The 16,342-nt window shown below is 40.3% G+C and carries 13 protein-coding genes; 9 read left to right on the plus strand and 4 right to left on the minus strand.

Translation table 11 applies throughout. From position 1 onward, the window contains the following. Nucleotides 1–22 precede the first annotated feature (22 nt). From AB3G38_RS22795 to AB3G38_RS22825, 7 genes are all read left to right on the plus strand, one after another. Nucleotides 23–1,960 carry a sialate O-acetylesterase gene (locus AB3G38_RS22795; RefSeq protein WP_367865995.1) on the plus strand — a complete coding sequence of 646 codons (1,938 nt, stop codon included), beginning with the start codon at nucleotides 23–25 and terminating at the stop codon, nucleotides 1,958–1,960. A 36-nt stretch (nucleotides 1,961–1,996) separates the two neighbouring features. Further along, nucleotides 1,997–2,893, plus strand: coding sequence for a sialate O-acetylesterase (locus AB3G38_RS22800; RefSeq protein WP_367865996.1), 897 nt, complete (start codon nucleotides 1,997–1,999; stop codon nucleotides 2,891–2,893). A gap of 9 nt (nucleotides 2,894–2,902) precedes the next feature. Continuing rightward, complete coding sequence (locus tag AB3G38_RS22805) at nucleotides 2,903–4,468, plus strand: glycoside hydrolase 43 family protein (RefSeq protein ID WP_367865997.1); 1,566 nt, start codon at nucleotides 2,903–2,905, stop codon at nucleotides 4,466–4,468. Nucleotides 4,469–4,524: 56 nt separating this feature from the next. After that, nucleotides 4,525–5,865, plus strand: coding sequence for an MFS transporter (locus tag AB3G38_RS22810; RefSeq protein WP_367865998.1), 1,341 nt, complete (start codon nucleotides 4,525–4,527; stop codon nucleotides 5,863–5,865). A 120-nt stretch (nucleotides 5,866–5,985) separates the two neighbouring features. After that, a complete protein-coding gene (locus AB3G38_RS22815; protein ID WP_367865999.1) occupies nucleotides 5,986–6,366 on the plus strand; it encodes a hypothetical protein in 381 nt (126 codons plus the stop codon). A 50-nt stretch (nucleotides 6,367–6,416) separates the two neighbouring features. Next, nucleotides 6,417–7,013, plus strand: coding sequence for a penicillin-binding protein activator LpoB (locus AB3G38_RS22820; RefSeq protein ID WP_367866000.1), 597 nt, complete (start codon nucleotides 6,417–6,419; stop codon nucleotides 7,011–7,013). Between the two features lie 63 nt (nucleotides 7,014–7,076). Then, entirely contained in the window at nucleotides 7,077–8,501 is a 1,425-nt protein-coding gene (locus AB3G38_RS22825) for a COG3014 family protein (protein ID WP_367866001.1), read from the plus strand. Between the two features lie 3 nt (nucleotides 8,502–8,504). On the opposite strand, the gene AB3G38_RS22830 is transcribed toward AB3G38_RS22825, so the two are convergent. Further along, complete coding sequence (locus AB3G38_RS22830; protein ID WP_367866002.1) at nucleotides 8,505–9,227, minus strand: class I SAM-dependent methyltransferase; 723 nt, start codon at nucleotides 9,225–9,227, stop codon at nucleotides 8,505–8,507. 43 nt (nucleotides 9,228–9,270) lie between these two features. Between AB3G38_RS22830 and AB3G38_RS22835 the strand changes: the two genes are divergently transcribed. Next, on the plus strand, nucleotides 9,271–10,206 hold the full coding sequence (locus tag AB3G38_RS22835) for a LysR family transcriptional regulator (protein WP_367866003.1): 936 nt from the start codon (nucleotides 9,271–9,273) through the stop codon (nucleotides 10,204–10,206). An 89-nt stretch (nucleotides 10,207–10,295) separates the two neighbouring features. Here the strand turns inward: AB3G38_RS22835 and AB3G38_RS22840 are convergent, their stop codons facing one another. Continuing rightward, nucleotides 10,296–11,504 (minus strand): pyridoxal phosphate-dependent aminotransferase, encoded by a 1,209-nt coding sequence (locus AB3G38_RS22840; RefSeq protein ID WP_367866004.1) that lies wholly within the window; start codon nucleotides 11,502–11,504, stop codon nucleotides 10,296–10,298. Between the two features lie 65 nt (nucleotides 11,505–11,569). Then, nucleotides 11,570–11,956, minus strand: a complete 387-nt coding sequence (locus AB3G38_RS22845) for a DUF1573 domain-containing protein (protein WP_367866005.1) — start codon at nucleotides 11,954–11,956, stop codon at nucleotides 11,570–11,572. A gap of 218 nt (nucleotides 11,957–12,174) precedes the next feature. On the opposite strand from AB3G38_RS22845, the gene AB3G38_RS22850 reads away from it, so the two are divergent. Continuing rightward, nucleotides 12,175–14,598 (plus strand): thiamine pyrophosphate-dependent enzyme, encoded by a 2,424-nt coding sequence (locus AB3G38_RS22850; RefSeq protein WP_367866006.1) that lies wholly within the window; start codon nucleotides 12,175–12,177, stop codon nucleotides 14,596–14,598. A 71-nt stretch (nucleotides 14,599–14,669) separates the two neighbouring features. Here the strand turns inward: AB3G38_RS22850 and AB3G38_RS22855 are convergent, their stop codons facing one another. Then, nucleotides 14,670–16,250, minus strand: a complete 1,581-nt coding sequence (locus tag AB3G38_RS22855; RefSeq protein WP_367866007.1) for a S8 family serine peptidase — start codon at nucleotides 16,248–16,250, stop codon at nucleotides 14,670–14,672. Nucleotides 16,251–16,342: the final 92 nt, after the last annotated feature.

Below are 16,342 nucleotides of genomic sequence, written 5' to 3' on the forward strand. Positions count from 1 at the left end.
GTTTTATCGATAGCACAAGTTTATGGACCAGACCAGGCGAATTTCAGTTTTTATATTCTTTTACTTTTTACTGATCGGGCCTGGTTATTCACAGATAACACTACCAGGTTTAATAGCCGATAGTATGGTGCTGCAACGCGAAGTACCCCTTAAAATCTGGGGCTGGGCATCTGCGGGAGAAAAAGTGTCTGTCAGCTTCAATGGTAAAAATGTAAAAACTGTTACAGGTGCCGGTGGAAAATGGATGGTAAAACTTCCGGCCATGAAAGCAGGCGGCCCTTTTAAAATGAAGCTGATTGGAAAAAATACAATTGTGCTGGAAAATATTCTGATTGGCGATGTGTGGTTATGCTCCGGGCAATCCAATATGGTTCATCAGATGAGATTACATAATATTACTTATGCAGCTGATATTGCAGGCGCAAATTATCCTGCTATCCGGCAATATTGGATACCAACTACAACAAGTTTAGCAGGGCCAAAGGAAAATTTGCCACAGCGCTCGTGGAAATCTGCCAATCCAAAGGATATCAATGAATTTTCGGTTGTTGCGTATTTTTTCGCAAAGCAGCTTTTTCTCAAATACGGGATTCCCATAGGTATCATTAATTCAAGTGTTGGCGGTTCCTCCATTGAAGCATGGACAAGTGAAGAGGGGTTGAAAAATAATGCTGAGTTAATGAAGTTGATTACGCGAAATAAAGATACCTCGTTTGTCAATGGAATTAACCGGAAAGCTTTAGCCAGTGCGGGTAAAAGAAAAGAAGCAGATCAGGGCCTGAAAGGCGAATTAAAATGGTATGAAACGCGATATCAGCCAAAGGGTTGGAGAAATATGAATATACCAGGATACTGGGAAGATCAGGGGATACGTGATTTAAATGGTGTGGTTTGGTACCGCCGGGAGCTCGATGTCCCGGCGGATATGGTTGGAATGACAGCGCGCATCCATATGGGCAGGATCGTTGACGCAGATCAGTTTTATATAAATGGTCAGTTAATCGGCAGTACAGGGTATCAATATCCGCAAAGAAGATACAGCCTGGCTTCCGGAATTCTGAAACCTGGAAAAAATATTTTGGTCATCAGGGTGGAGAATACAGCTGGAAAGGGAGGTTTTGTACCTGACAAACCGTATTATCTTGAGGCCGGCAACCATAAGCTTGATCTCAAAGGAGAATGGCAGTATAAAGTTGGAGAATCCTATCTCCCGGTCGCCAGAAAGGGCCCGTATATGATATCAGAGCAGGGGCAGCCAGCAGCATTGTACAACGCGATGATTGCACCGCTTACAAACGCTGCTTTAAAAGGAATTTTGTGGTACCAGGGAGAAAGTAATGTTGGGAATGCGAATGCGTACAGGAAATTTTTACCTGAGCTGATCAAAGATTGGAGAACCCATTTTGGTCAGCCTGATCTCCCTTTTTATTATGTACAGTTGCCAAATTTTGGTGATATGTATTACCACCCGGTTGAAAGCAATCTGGCTGTAATCAGAGAGGCAGCATTACAAACCCTGAAAGTTCCCTATACCGGAATGGCGGTCACGATCGATCTTGGGGAGTGGAATGACATTCATCCTGATAACAAGAAAGCTGTAGGAGACCGCCTTTCCCTGATTGCGAGACATTTTAGCTATGGAGAACGGAACCTGGTTTATTCAGGACCTCTTTTTGAGTCTTCAGGAATTGACGGCAACACTATAGTTGTCAGTTTTAACCATACAGGAAGCGGTCTTACTGCAATTGATGGCGAACCACTATCTCAATTTGAAATTGCTGGTGAAGATAAAAAGTTTGTATGGGCCAAAGCCTATATAACCGGCAATAAAGTTGTGGTATCAGCTGATGGGGTTCCGGTTCCAAAATATGTGCGGTATGCCTGGGCTGACAATCCTGTCAATCCTAACTTATATAATTTGGAAGGGCTGCCTGCTTCTCCCTTCCGGACAGACAGGTGATAGTTTTACCAGTATAGTTTATTAAAAAAATTAAGGATGATGATCAATTTAAAGTATGTAGTGGCTGATTTATTCAATTTGAAAATGAAAAGGGTGATTTTTATTTTATTCCTTTCGGTACTGTCTTTGAACAAGACTTATTCGCAGGATAAAAATTTCCATATCTATATCTGTTTCGGACAGTCTAATATGGAGGGCAATGCGAAATTTGAGCCTCAGGACACAGTAGCACCAGGTCAGCGTTTTCAGGTATTAGAAGCTGTCGATTGCCCGAATCTGAACAGGAAAAAGGGACATTGGTATCCTGCTGTTCCACCTTTGACCCGTTGCTATACAGGGCTTACACCTGCTGATTACTTTGGGAGAACGATGATAGCCAATACACCTGGAAAGGTTAGAATAGGAGTAATTAATGTTGCTGTTGGCGGGTGTAAAATTGAATTGTTTGATAAGGATAATTATAAATCCTATGTGGCTACAGCGCCAGACTGGATGATCAATACGATCAATGCATATGATGGAAATCCTTACAACAGGTTAGTAGAAATGGCAAAGCTTGCGCAAAAAGAGGGTGTAATCAAAGGGATTTTATTGCACCAGGGCGAATCCAATAATAACGACACCCTATGGACTAAGAAAGTGAAAGTAGTTTATGATCATTTGTTAAAGGATCTGAATCTTAAAAGCAACGCTGTACCCTTGCTTGCAGGGGAAGTGGTTGGTGAAGATCAGGGAGGTGCCTGTGCAGGCATGAATAAAATTATAGCAAAACTTCCGCTCGCTATTCCTAATGCTTATGTGATCTCTTCCAGAGGCTGTGAAGGGGTTGCAGATAAATTACATTTTAGTGCGGCAGGTTATAGAAAATTAGGGAAACGGTATGCTGCTAAAATGCTTTCATTGCAGGGTTATGCAAATATAAACCCGGAATAAATATAAAAGATGAAGAAGCTCACTGTTATTATTTTGGCAATTTTTATTCCATCCTTTTTTAATCAGTCAAAGGCACAGAAAGGATACACGGGAAAACAGCCTGTAATTTTTGCTGATGTACCCGATGCCTCAGTTATCCGTGTCGGGGATACCTATTACATGAGCAGTACGACCATGCATATGACTCCCGGCGTACCGGTTATGAAGTCAAAAGATCTTGTGAACTGGAAGATCGTTAGCTATGCCTGCGAGACCTTGGGCAATGGAGATCAAATGAACCTCAACAAGAACAGGAATGCTTACGGAAAAGGCACATGGGCCAGTAGCATGCGTTATCATCAGGGTACATACTATGTCAGTACTTTTTCTCAAACTACAGGTGAAACTTATATTTATTCAACAAAAGATATAGAGAAAGGCAGGTGGAAAGTGGTATCCTTTAAACCAGTTTTACATGATCACTCCTTATTTTTTGATGATGATGGACGTGTCTACATGATTTACGGATCGGGCAGCATTAAGCTGGCTGAATTAAAAAGTGATCTTTCTGGTCTGAAGCCTGGTACCAGCGAACAGGTAATTATAGAAAATGCAGTTTTGCCTCCCGGCAATACCGGAGGTTTACCTGCTGAAGGTTCTCAACTGTTTAAAGTGAATGGTAAGTATTATCTTTTTAATATTATCTGGCCAAAGGGTGGCATGCGAACAGTGGTGATTCACCGGTCTGATCAGCTTACTGGCCCTTATGAAAGTAAGATAGGGTTTCAGGACCTTGGGATAGCTCAGGGAGGACTCATCGATAAAGCAAATGGAGATTGGTATGCTTATCTTTTCAGAGATTTTGGAGCTGTTGGACGTACCCCTTACCTGCTACCGGTAAAATGGAAAGATGGGTGGCCATTACTGGGAGATCATGGTAAATTTCCAGATACATTGAACTTGCCAGCAGGAAAATCTCTGATACCGGGTATAGTTGCTTCGGATGAGTTTAAGCGTAAAAAAGGAGAGGCTGACTTGCCACTGGTCTGGCAGTGGAACCACAATCCTGAAAACAGTCTTTGGTCTGTTAGCGACCGGGCTGGTTATTTGCGCTTGAAGACAGGAAGAGTTGAGCTGGATTTTTTACAGGCCAGGAATACATTAACACAACGTACGATAGGTCCATTTTGTTCAGGCATTACTTCTGTTGATGTTTCCAAAATGAAAGATGGTGATTTTGCGGGTTTAAGTCTGTTACAAAAAAACTACGGGCAGGTTGGGGTTAAAATAACAGGTAACCATAAAGCTGTAGTGATGATTCTTGCAGAAGATGGAAAGCCTGTTGAAAAGCAAAATATTCCTGTCAGTCAAAACAGGATTTATTTGAAAATTGATTGTGATTTTCAAAACCGGAACGATACAGCAAATTTCTTTTATAGCCTTAATGGCAGCACATGGATACCTGTTGGCAGCAAATTAAAAATGTCATATACTATCCCTCAGTTTATGGGGTATCGCTATGGGCTTTTTAATTATGCGACCAAAACAATTGGCGGCCAGGCAGACTTTGATTATTTTCGTATCACAGATTTGTAGATAGATTTAATCCTCAATTTCTATTATTTTTCTTATGTTGCTGCCAGAACCAACGTATGAACCGACAAACTGACCGAGCTGCAATTCAACAATTAACTGATGAAAATCAGGAACCCTCCAGGATCTCAAAACAACGGCTGAAAGCTATTTTTGGAGGCTCCGTAGGGAACCTGGTAGAATGGTACGACTGGTATGCTTATTCGGCATTTTCTATTTATTTTTCTTCCTCCTTTTTTCCTTCGGGTAATTTAACAGCTCAATTGATGAATACTACCGGGATTTTTGCGCTCGGTTTTCTGATGCGCCCAATCGGCGGATGGATGTTTGGCCGTATTGCTGATCAGGTAGGACGTAAACAAAGTATGACGCTATCGGTATTACTCATGTCGCTGGGCTCCTTACTGATTGCATTAACACCTACCTACAAAACAATAGGGTTGGTGGCTCCTGTACTCTTATTGCTGGCCAGATTATTACAGGGGCTTAGCGTTGGAGGCGAATACGGAGTCTCTGCAACTTACTTAAGTGAAATGGCCTCTAAAAACCGCCGCGGATTTTATTCCAGCTTTCAGTATGTGACGCTGATCGGAGGACAGCTGATTGCGTTAGGGATACAGCTCATTCTTCAAAGCGTACTCACAGAAGGCCAGCTGATTTCCTGGGGATGGCGCATTCCATTTGTCATCGGAGCTATACTTTCTGTGGTAGCCCTTTACCTTCGCAAAAATCTGCATGAAACCAAAGCCTTTGAAGCTCAGAAGAGTAAAAAAGACAGCGGAACGATCAGCGCATTACTCAAACACCCTAAAGCTATACTTACCGTGGTAGGAATGACACTGGGAGGAACGCTCGCATTTTATACCTATACCACCTACATGCAGAAATTTCTGGTCAATACTGTTCATGTCTCTAAAGGAGACGCAACATTGTTATCTTTTTTCTCGCTGTTCGTCTTTGCCCTGTTACAACCGGTTTTCGGTACACTTTCTGACCGTATCGGTCGTAAGCCACTCCTCATTGGCTTTGGCGTACTGGGAACCATTTTTACCGTTCCACTACTCACCACATTGAGCAATACAACTTCACAATGGAGTGCCTTTTTTCTATTACTCGCAGGTTTGATTATTGTGAGTGGGTATACCAGTATTAATGCAATTGTAAAAGCAGAACTGTTCCCGGCACAAATCAGAGCATTGGGTGTTGGTTTACCTTATGGAATTACAGTAGCCATATTTGGAGGAACAGTTGAATATTTAGCCTTATGGTTCAAAAAAATAGGGCATGAACCTTATTTTTACTGGTATATCACCGCCTGTATATTTTTCTCTCTCGTGGTTTATGTGTTCATGAGAGATTCTAAAGAGACTTCAAAATTAAACGAAGATCCGGAAAACTAAAACTGTATAGCAGATTTATCAAAGTTTCGTTAAAAAACGTTAAATTAACTGAAGCAAAGACGAAGAACGATACAGTCCATCCAATTTTTGCTTATTTTTGTTAACATTAAATTTAAGGTCATGAAAAGGAATTTAGTCATTATTTCAAGCCTGTTGTCCGGTGCTCTTTATGCTGGAACAGCAAGCGCACAACAGTCTGGGTTAGCTCCGGATCAGAACCCGAGGTATAAAGAAAGCCAGGAGAAATATTTTAAGGTTGCAGATTCTCTGACCAGTAAGCAGGGAACTACTGTTCAGAATACCTATAAAGCATACGATTGGTATGAAGCCAAACTGGAACGCCGTCGTCAGCGCCGGGAATGGAGACATGAAGAAAGAATGAATGGCTACTACGGTGACTTTTATCCTTCCTTAAGCTTCGGCAGCAGCTATTACCCGTATGGCGGTTATAACTATGGAGGCTATTATGGCGGACGTAGCAATTTCTGGTTCGGCTGGTAACAAATTCCGGAAATACGATCTAACAATTATAAAAAAACAGAATAACACAGATGAAATTCAATAGATTATTAACGGTTACAGCGCTTGCCGCTTCAGGAATGATGATTGCATCATGCTCATCCAGACAAGTCACACGAGTGAGTACAGATCAGACCATAGACATTAGCGGATCATGGAATAACAGTGATTCCAGAATGGCAGCAGATGAACTGACTAAGAACATTTTGAATGCAGGCTGGATCGGCACGCATCTGGATGAACATCAGGGCAAAAAACCAGTAGTAATTGTTGGATTCGTTCAGAATAAAAGTCATGAACATATTGATGCGGAAACTTTTGTAAAAGACATCGAAAGCGCTTTCATTCAGACACAAAGCGTACGTTTAGTACAAGGTGGTAAAAAGCGTGAAGAATTACGCGCAGAAAAAGCAGATCAGCAAACAAACTCTTCTAACTCAACGATCAAAAAATTCGGTTTAGAAAACGGTGCTGATTATATCCTTCAGGGATCTATCAATTCTATTGTAGATGCACACAAACGTCAGAAAGTAGTTTATTACCAGGTAAATCTTGAATTAACTAATATTCAGACTAATGAAGTAGTTTGGATCGGTGAGAAGAAAATAGCCAAATACGTTAAAAACTAATCCCGTAATTTCTCCTTGTCCTGAAGATCATACCCATGATGTTCAGGACAATTTATAACTCATATGACAACCATTCGTACGTATACTCTTCGGGCATCAGTTGTAGGATTGATGCTTTTTTTATTTGGTTGCGCAAGTTATAACGACCGTATTACCCCGTATTATAAAAACATTTCTACAGGGAATTACAAAGAGGCACAAATTGAACTCGATAAAAATAGCCTGATCCAGAAACCAAGAAATAAACTGCTTTTTTTGATGGAGAAGGGAAGAGTAAGTCACCTGCTTGGAGATTATGAGAACAGTAACCGGTACTTTAACGAAGCTGATCAACTACTGGAAACAGGATTGACTGGTACCCTGGATGCAACTGTCGGCGTATTGGTAAATCCAATGACACAACGTTATAAAGGCGAAGATTTTGAGAAATTCATGATCCATTACTATAAGGCACTTAACTATTTGTATCTGCACAACACAGATGAAGCAGTTGTAGAAGCCAGACGGATCACCCTGCAAGCACAGGAGCAAGGAGATAAATTCAAGAATAAAGACAAACGTTACGCTCAGGATGCCTTTTCGCTGATGCTACAAGGCATGATTTATGAAAGCAATAAAGATGTCAATAACGCTTTTATCTCTTACAGGAACGCAGTTGAGATCTATCAGAAAAGCCCGGATAAGATCTATTACGGTACACAAATGCCTTTGGGCCTTCAACAAGATGTGATCAGAACAGCTTATTTAAACGGATTTACTTCAGAAGCTGTACAGTTTGAAACCGCATTTGGCATCAAATATAAACCAGAGAAAGCACCAGAAGGCGGTGAACTGATTTTCTTTTGGGAGAATGGTCTGGCCCCGGTAAAACAGCAGGAAGATTTATTTTTCACTTTAACCAGAGGCGATGGCGGAAACCTGTTTTTCAGCAATGTAGCTGGTGGTTTACTGATCCCATTTGTTTATAGTGGCGACCGCGATAAACTAAACATTAAGGCCGTAGAGAGTCTGAGAGCTTCGTTCCCTAAGTATGTAGCCCAACCTTCTTATTATGCCTCAGCAGTAATTAAGAATGCGCAGGGCGATGTAACACTGGAAAAAGCAGAAGATATCAATGAACTCGCTTTCAGAACACTACAGCAGCGTACCCTCAATGAAATGAGTAAAGTACTTTCCAGACTGGCGGTTAAGAAAATAGCAGAATACGCTTTACGCGAAAGTGCAAAAAGAGAAGGCCAGAAAAATAACACCTTGCTGGAAGGTCTTGGTTATGGCATGCAGCTGTATAGCTTACTGTCTGAGAAGGCCGATACCCGTAACTGGCAATCTCTTCCCAGTAGTATTTCTTATGCCCGTATACCTTTGAAAACAGGAGAAAACGAAATTACGTTAACACTTAAAAATGCGCAGGGCGCAGAAGAAACCAAAACTATCAAAGTTATGGGGACCGGGCAGATTCAGTTTTATAATTACTCCACATTGCGCTAAACGTTACTTTATTCCGCCGAAAGCAGCGAAACAGGAATTTTTATGCAGAATTTCAGTTTCCTTAAAACCCACTTTTTTTAATAAATCAAGCTGATAACCTACCGAACGCGGGGTATCTTCATAGGCAATATAGTCAAGCACATGCTGCCTGTATTCCGGGCCTCCCAGGGTTTCCAGGTATGCACTGTATTTGTCCTGGAAAAGCTGGTCAATCTGTTTGGAATCGTGCTTAATTAAGTCTGAAATCCAAATACTGCCGCCTGGTTTCAATGCAGTGTATATTTTTGTAAACATCAGTTCCCAGTCCTCATCGGTACGCAGATGATGAAATGTGGCAGCAGCCAGTACGATATCAAAATGATTATGTGGCAGATCAAGGTTAAGCATGTCGTTTTGTATGATGGTTACCGTTCCATTAGTCTCTGCAGACACCCTTTCTTTCGCCTTGTCCAGCATGGGCATGCTCAGATCATTCAGCGTACAATTCAATCCGGGGATTTTGCTGAGCATTTTTAATGAATAATTTCCAGCTCCACAACCTATATCCAGTAATTCCTTTGCATCAGGAGTGATGCGCTTTGCCGCTTCTGTACATAATTCTATCGTCAGCGGGGCATCAATTGTCGTTTGCTGCCCGGTTTCAAGATTTGAAAACCGTTCAACATCACGATCAAATCTTGCTTTAATCTCCTCATTGGTAGCTTTTCCAGTATTTTTTGTGTTCATGGTTTAAAATTTAATTTGTCAAAACTAATAGCTTTTATCATATTTGAAAAATACCATTATTGTCAATTATCAATACTTACCAGGTATTAAAACTATGGAGCTCAGACATCTTTTATATTTTAAAACTGTTGCAGAAGAATTGCATTTTACAAAAGCTGCTGCCAGGCTTTTTATTTCTCAGCCTCCATTAAGCCGGCAGATCAAAGAACTGGAAGAGGAGTTGAATGTGCAATTGTTTACCCGAAACCATAAAAGGGTTACCTTAACAGATGCCGGGAAATATTTCAAAGGAGAAGTAGATGCGATTTTTTCCAGATTGGAAGAAAGTAAAAGTATAGCGCTTCAAATTCATTTAAGTACCAGCGGAGAATTAAAAATAGGTTATATAAGTTCGGTTTATCAATCTTACCTGGCAGAGATTTTAAAATCGATGCGTAAAGAATTTTTTTATATAAAAACCGGATTATTTGAAATGCCAACTATCACTCAAATTAAAGCATTGGAACAGGGAAAATTAGATGTAGGTATTTTAAGGGCACCTGTCCTTTCTGAAAAACTCGTTGTTGAGACCTTATTTTTTGATCCTTTCGTTGTTGTTATCCCGCTTTCTGAGCAAAAATTCAAGAGCAATGAGGAACTGGCTGATTTATTAAAAAAGAGTCCTTTTATTTTTTTTAATCAGGAATTTGCCCCTCATTATTACGATAAGCTCATTGAAATTTGCAAACGCATGCAATTTACGCCCGATATTACACATGAGGCTAACAATGTGCATTCCATACTACAGTTAGTAGAAGGAGGTCTCGGGGTATCTATATTGCCTTTGTCGCTTAAAAAACAATATGATTATTTAAAAGTTTCGTTTATTGAATTAACGGATATTCCTGTAAATACTGAAGTGGTGGTTGCATATAAATCTACCAATAGAAATCCTGCGTTGAAATGGTTTGTTGAGCATTACAGCAATACTCCTGATTAATTACAGTCAAATCAATTTTTTAAACATAAAAATGCCCGAAAAGTCAGATGCTCTCCGGGCATTGTAATTTTGCAGGGATTATTTCCTGACTAAACTATATTTTTCGTTTTACCAGGATATTGCTGCAGTGCTAACGTTAAGCAATCCATTGCTTTGTTTAAATCATCCGTATTTAAAACATAGGCCATTCTCACTTCATCTTTGCCAGACCCCGGGCTGGAGTAAAAACCAGTTGCAGGAGCCATCATTACTGTTTCTCCGTTATGCTCAAAGCTTTCCAGTATCCATTGGCAAAATACATCTGCATCATCAATAGGGAACTTTGCAACCACATAGAAAGCGCCACCCGGATTAGGGCAGAAAACACCATCAATCGCATTTAGTCTGGATACCAGCGTATCCCTGCGTAAAGTATATTCTTTATTTACTTCTTCAAAATAGCTATCAGGAGTATCTACAGCGGCAGTTCCGGCAATTTGTTCAACCATTCCAGGGCTTAATCTTGCTTGTGCAAACTTTAATCCGGATTTGATCACCTCTTTGTTTTTAGTGATTAAGCAACCTAAACGGGCACCGCAGGCACTGTATCTTTTAGAAACAGTATCCATGATCACCACATTTTCTTCTAATCCCTCAAAATGCATAGGAGAGATGAATTCCCTGCCATCATAGCAGAATTCCCGGTAAGCTTCATCAGAGAATAAGAATAAATCATATTTCAGACATAAATCTTTCAGTGCCTGTAACTCTTCTCTGGAATAAAGATATCCTGTAGGGTTGTTTGGGTTACAGATAATGATAGCTTTTGTCTTATCCGTAATCAGTTTCTCAAATTCTGCAATCGCCGGTAAGGCAAAACCATTTTCAATATGAGACAAAATCGGCTTTACAACTACATTGCTCATGCAGGCAAATCCATTATAGTTCGCATAAAATGGCTCAGGGATGATAATTTCATCACCTTCATTTACGCAGGTCTGCATAGCGATAGTAATCGCTTCTGATCCGCCTACAGTAACCAGTATATCTTCAGGAGTGATATTGTAACCCAGTTTATTGTAATATTTAGTAAGTTTTGTTCTGTAGCTTAATGTTCCTTCAGAAGGCGTATAAGCCCAAACATCAAAATCAATATTTTTAATCGCATTCAACATGCCCTCTGGAGTAGCAATGTCCGGCTGGCCGATATTTAAATGATAAACTTTTTTACCATCCTTTTTTGCCTTGTCTGCAAATGGGGTTAGTTTTCTTATAGGCGATGCGGGCATTTGTATCCCTTTTTCTGAAATATGTGGCATGGGTCAAAAATAAAAAACCTCGTTGATTTAACGAGGTTTTATTGATAATAATATTTTTCTTCGGATTATTTTCCTGCTACTGTTTCTCCTTTAATGTATAACACTTTAGTCGGTGTTTTTGCATTAGAGTTGATCGTGATGCTTTTGCTGAAAGGCAATGGTGAACCAGCAGGCGTATAAGTAACTTTAATCAGGCCTGATTCTCCTTTTTTAATAGGTGTTTGTGTGTAAGTTGGTACAGTACAACCACAAGTAGTCTCTACTTTTGTTAAAATAAGAGGCGCATCACCAACATTTACAAACTTAAATTCTACAGAAACAGGGCTTGTCAATGGAATTTTTCCAAAATCATGCGTCTCTTTTTCGAATTTAAATTCAGCTGGTTTACTTTGTGCGAATGAAGTAACGGTAACACCTAAAACAAAGGTTAACAGTATAATTAGCTTTTTCATCAGTTATTTATTTATTTTTTAATTGTTATGAATCTAATATGGACCTGATAATCTAATGCAGTGAATTGTAGGCTCATGCAGGTTTCCTATTTAAATCTTCTGAACAAATTTAATGTTTTCATTAACATTTCAAAGTCAAAAGCTAATATATATATTACACTTGGGTAAGGGACGGAAAATAGAAAATATGTATCTTTGCCCAATAAACTTTTGTGCTTATGATGCTAAATAACAAACTTACGACGAACCCCATCGATGCCTCAGAATTAAGTTTTGACGACTTCAAGACTATAGTAATCGATGATTACAGGATTGCATTCGAGAGCAGACAGGCTAGTTTACTAGGCCGTAAAGAGGTTTTAACAGGTAAGGCTAAGTTTGGCATTTTTGGTGACGGAAAAGAACTTCCACAGATTGCAATGGCCAAAGCCTTTAAAAATGGCGACTGGCGTTCTGGTTATTACCGTGATCAGACTTTTGCTTTTGCGACGGGTATATGTACCATTAAAGAGTTTTTTGCTCAATTATACGCTAATCCAAGCTTAGAAGCGGACCCGGCATCTGCTGGCCGTCAAATGAACTGCCATTTTTCCACCCGTTCACTTCACGAAGACGGTTCATGGAAAAACTTAACGGAAATGAAGAATTCTTCTTCTGATATTGCACCAACAGGTGGCCAGATGGCACGTTTAGTTGGTCTGGCATACGCTTCCAAATTATACAGACAGAATCCGGAATTAAATTACCTGAAAAACTTCTCCGTGAATGGAAATGAAGTTGGCTTTGGTACCATTGGAAATGCTTCTACTTCTGAGGGCGTGTTTTTTGAGGCTATTAATGCAGCAGGAGTTTTGCAGATTCCGATGGCGATGTCGGTTTGGGATGATGGTTACGGAATTTCTGTTCCGGCAAAATATCAGACCACTAAAGAGGATATCTCAGAGATTTTAAAAGGTTTCCAGCGTGATGAAAATAACGCAGGTTATGAAATATATAAAGTAAAAGGCTGGGATTATCCTGCCCTTTGTGAAACTTATCAGCAGGCTATTCAGATCTGCCGTGAAGAACATGTACCTGTTTTAATCCATGTAACCGAAGTTACACAACCACAAGGACATTCTACTTCAGGTTCACACGAACGTTATAAAGACAAAGCAAGATTAGAATGGGAAAAGGAATTTGACTGTATTCGTCAAATGCGTATCTGGATGCTTGAATCTGCTATCATTACCGAAGAAGAGCTTGTTGTATTGGAAGATACCGCTAAAAAACTGGTTCGTGAAGCACAGAAAGAAGCGTGGAATGAATTCCTTGGGGATATCAAAACAGAAAAAGATCAGGTCATCAGTTTGATCAATAACCTTTCTGACTCCAACCAGGCCTTATCAAAAATTGCAGGTACATTAGGCGGAACACCGGATGCACAGCGCAAAGAAGTTGTTTCTTCTGCAAGAAAAGCACTTCGCTTAACCTTAAATCAGCCTTCTGAAGAAAGAAACCAGTTGTTAAGCTGGTATCAGAAAGAAAAGGAAAACAATGAAGAACGCTATAACTCCAAACTGTTTACAGATGGTAAGGAAAGCCCTTTTTTAGTAAATATCGTACCAGCTTCTTACCTGGACAACAGTAAAATGGTAGATGGCCGTGAATTACTGAATGCTTGTTTCGATGCTAACTTTGCACGTGATCAGCGACTGGTCGCATTCGGTGAAGACTTAGGAAGCATTGGTGATGTGAACCAGGGCTTTGCAGGGTTGCAGGCAAAATATGGTGAATTAAGAGTTACAGATACAGGCATCAGAGAAATGACTATTGCAGGTCAGGGAATCGGACTCGCTTTGCGTGGTTTAAGACCTATTGCAGAGATTCAATACCTGGATTACTTGTTATATGCACTGAATGTTTTAAGTGATGACCTTGCAAGTTTATCTTACCGTACCAAAGGCGGACAAAAAGCACCGGTCATTATCAGAACCCGCGGTCACCGCTTAGAAGGCGTGTGGCACTCGGGATCACCAATTGGTATGATCTTAGGTTCTTTACGTGGTTTACACCTGTGTGTGCCCCGTAATATGACTCAGGCTGCGGGAATGTACAACACACTGTTCAGAGCAGATGAACCGGCTTTGATGATTGAATGTCTGAACGGCTACCGCTTAAAAGAGATGTTACCTGATAACGTTGGGGAATATACAGTGCCTTTAGGAAAAGCCGAAATTGTAAGAGAAGGAACAGATATTACTGTGGTATCTTATGGTTCAACGCTGAGAATCGTAGAAGAAGCAGCGGAGGAACTGGCAGCTTATGGAATCTCTGTAGAAGTTATTGATCCTCAAACTTTACTTCCTTTTGATACCGATCATTTATGCGCGTCCTCTTTACAGAAAACAAATAAATTATTAGTGGTAGATGAAGATGTTCCGGGTGGTGGAACAGCTTATATCCTGCAACAGATTTTAGAGAATCAGGGTGGATATTACCATTTAGACGCACAACCACAAACTTTATCTGCGAAGGCTCACCGCCCTCCATACGGATCTGACGGAGATTATTTCACTAAACCATCAGTAGATGATGTTGTAGAAACAATATATCAGATGATGAATGCACATAACGAAGCAAAATATCCTGCGATTTTCTAATCCGGGACTCCATATTTAATAACAAAGCCTGGCCCTTAAAAGGAACCAGGCTTTGTTATTTATAACATTTTTTATGGCTGAACAGCTTTTAAAACATTGATAGGGCCATAGCCCAGTTTTGAGTCTTTATTAGGGTATAATTTAGCGGATTCTACCATTCTTTGTAATACCTGTTTATCATTCCATGACGGATGTGAAGACCAAACCAGCGCTGCGATACCTGCATTGATTGCTGTAGCCGCTGAAGAAGAGCCTGAGAAACCATATTGACCCGGAGTATCATGATAAACTGCTACCGCATTATTTACACCAGCTGAAGTGGCCGTAGTCGTAGTAAAATAAACTTTATCGCCTTCATGGCACTCTTTACAACTCACCAGACTTCCTGTTGTACTGTAATCGGTACCTGTAACCGCAACAGTTTCGCTCATGGAAGCCGGAAATATGACGCCAACACTTTTGGGGATATCAATGACGAAGAAACCCAGATTAATTGGTTTAATAGATGTACCGGCAGCAGCAAAGATCAGTTTGCCTTTACTTTTAGCATATTTCACTGCGTCAGCTAAAACTGATACATTGAAAATCCAGCCATTAGACATCGATATCACCTTTACATTGTTATCATCAGCTAACCTGGTTAAAGCAGTGGCTACGCCCTGTTGCTGTTTAGAAGTCCATAAAGCAACAAAATCAGTTGCCCTGTAGCTCACCAGGTTACAGTTATAAGCTATCCCGACAGGCAGGTTTACTTTTTTCGGTGCAGCAATTAAAGAAGCCATACCAGTACCATGATCGGCACTCATATCATCTTTATTGGCGTATACGTCATTTGAGCCCTTAAATGTACCAAATAATGCAATCGTTCTTCCAGCGCCAAATTCCTGTGAAGTGAATGCAGTTTGAGTTTGATATACCCCATTATCAATTAAGCCAATAGTGATACCTTTTCCAGTACTTATTTTCCAGGCATCAGGGATTTTCTGGTCTGCGTAACTTTTAGGGATTAAAGGCTCACCGCTGCCTTGAATAAACCAGCCCGGAAGTTCAGCAGGATCGCCACCACCAGAGCTCAGACTTTCTGTCGCCATAGCTGATCTGCTCTTTAATAAATGCTTATTGTAATCAGCAGGTTCCACGTAACGGATAGCCTTAGATTTACGTAACTCCTGAAGCGTACTTAAATTTCCTATTTTAACCACCATATTAGTCAGTACAGGGCTTTCATATTGCAGCACGTTCTCTTTGGCTTCAGCGGTCTTTACCTGCTGTAAAATGCCGCTTTTAATGCCATCGATATTAACTCCTGCTCTTTTTGCTGCTGATACACTGATGTTTGCCATTTGAGCTTCAGTATTGTTGCTCTCGGTAACTGTATTGGACGATTGCGGATTTCCATAACCCACAGACAGCAGGCTGTCTCCATGGATAACAGCACTGTATAACAATTCATCACTCTGCTCATTCCATTTAAAATCACCGGTTTTCTGCAAACTGGACTGAATTACTGCATTAATTTCCTGTACGGAATAAAGTTTGTCTTTTGGGTGAAGCGCATCCTGGCTGTTGTTGGTAAGGTTATCCTTACGGCAGGATACCAAAACGACTAAAAATGTGGCGCATAAAATTGCCACGCTGCTTTTGTTTTTCATAGTAGATAGATTTGTTTTTATAGGTTAGATGTTATTCAATAGATGTATGTAAAGTAGAAATAATTAATCATTTAATTTAAATTAAGATAGTC

The sequence above is a fragment of the Pedobacter sp. WC2423 genome (assembly GCF_040822065.1).
Classification (GTDB): Bacteria; Bacteroidota; Bacteroidia; order Sphingobacteriales; family Sphingobacteriaceae; genus Pedobacter.

Coding starts and splice junctions, on each gene's coding strand:
- AB3G38_RS22845 (WP_367866005.1), bottom strand. CDS start 11,956: ATGAAAAAGCTAATTATACTGTTAACCTTTGTTTTAGGTGTTACCGTT.
- AB3G38_RS22840 (WP_367866004.1), bottom strand. CDS start 11,504: ATGCCACATATTTCAGAAAAAGGGATACAAATGCCCGCATCGCCTATA.
- AB3G38_RS22830 (WP_367866002.1), bottom strand. CDS start 9,227: ATGAACACAAAAAATACTGGAAAAGCTACCAATGAGGAGATTAAAGCA.
- AB3G38_RS22820 (WP_367866000.1), top strand. CDS start 6,417: ATGAAATTCAATAGATTATTAACGGTTACAGCGCTTGCCGCTTCAGGA.
- AB3G38_RS22825 (WP_367866001.1), top strand. CDS start 7,077: ATGACAACCATTCGTACGTATACTCTTCGGGCATCAGTTGTAGGATTG.
- AB3G38_RS22795 (WP_367865995.1), top strand. CDS start 23: ATGGACCAGACCAGGCGAATTTCAGTTTTTATATTCTTTTACTTTTTA.
- AB3G38_RS22805 (WP_367865997.1), top strand. CDS start 2,903: ATGAAGAAGCTCACTGTTATTATTTTGGCAATTTTTATTCCATCCTTT.
- AB3G38_RS22850 (WP_367866006.1), top strand. CDS start 12,175: ATGATGCTAAATAACAAACTTACGACGAACCCCATCGATGCCTCAGAA.
- AB3G38_RS22810 (WP_367865998.1), top strand. CDS start 4,525: ATGAACCGACAAACTGACCGAGCTGCAATTCAACAATTAACTGATGAA.
- AB3G38_RS22800 (WP_367865996.1), top strand. CDS start 1,997: ATGATGATCAATTTAAAGTATGTAGTGGCTGATTTATTCAATTTGAAA.
- AB3G38_RS22815 (WP_367865999.1), top strand. CDS start 5,986: ATGAAAAGGAATTTAGTCATTATTTCAAGCCTGTTGTCCGGTGCTCTT.
- AB3G38_RS22855 (WP_367866007.1), bottom strand. CDS start 16,250: ATGAAAAACAAAAGCAGCGTGGCAATTTTATGCGCCACATTTTTAGTC.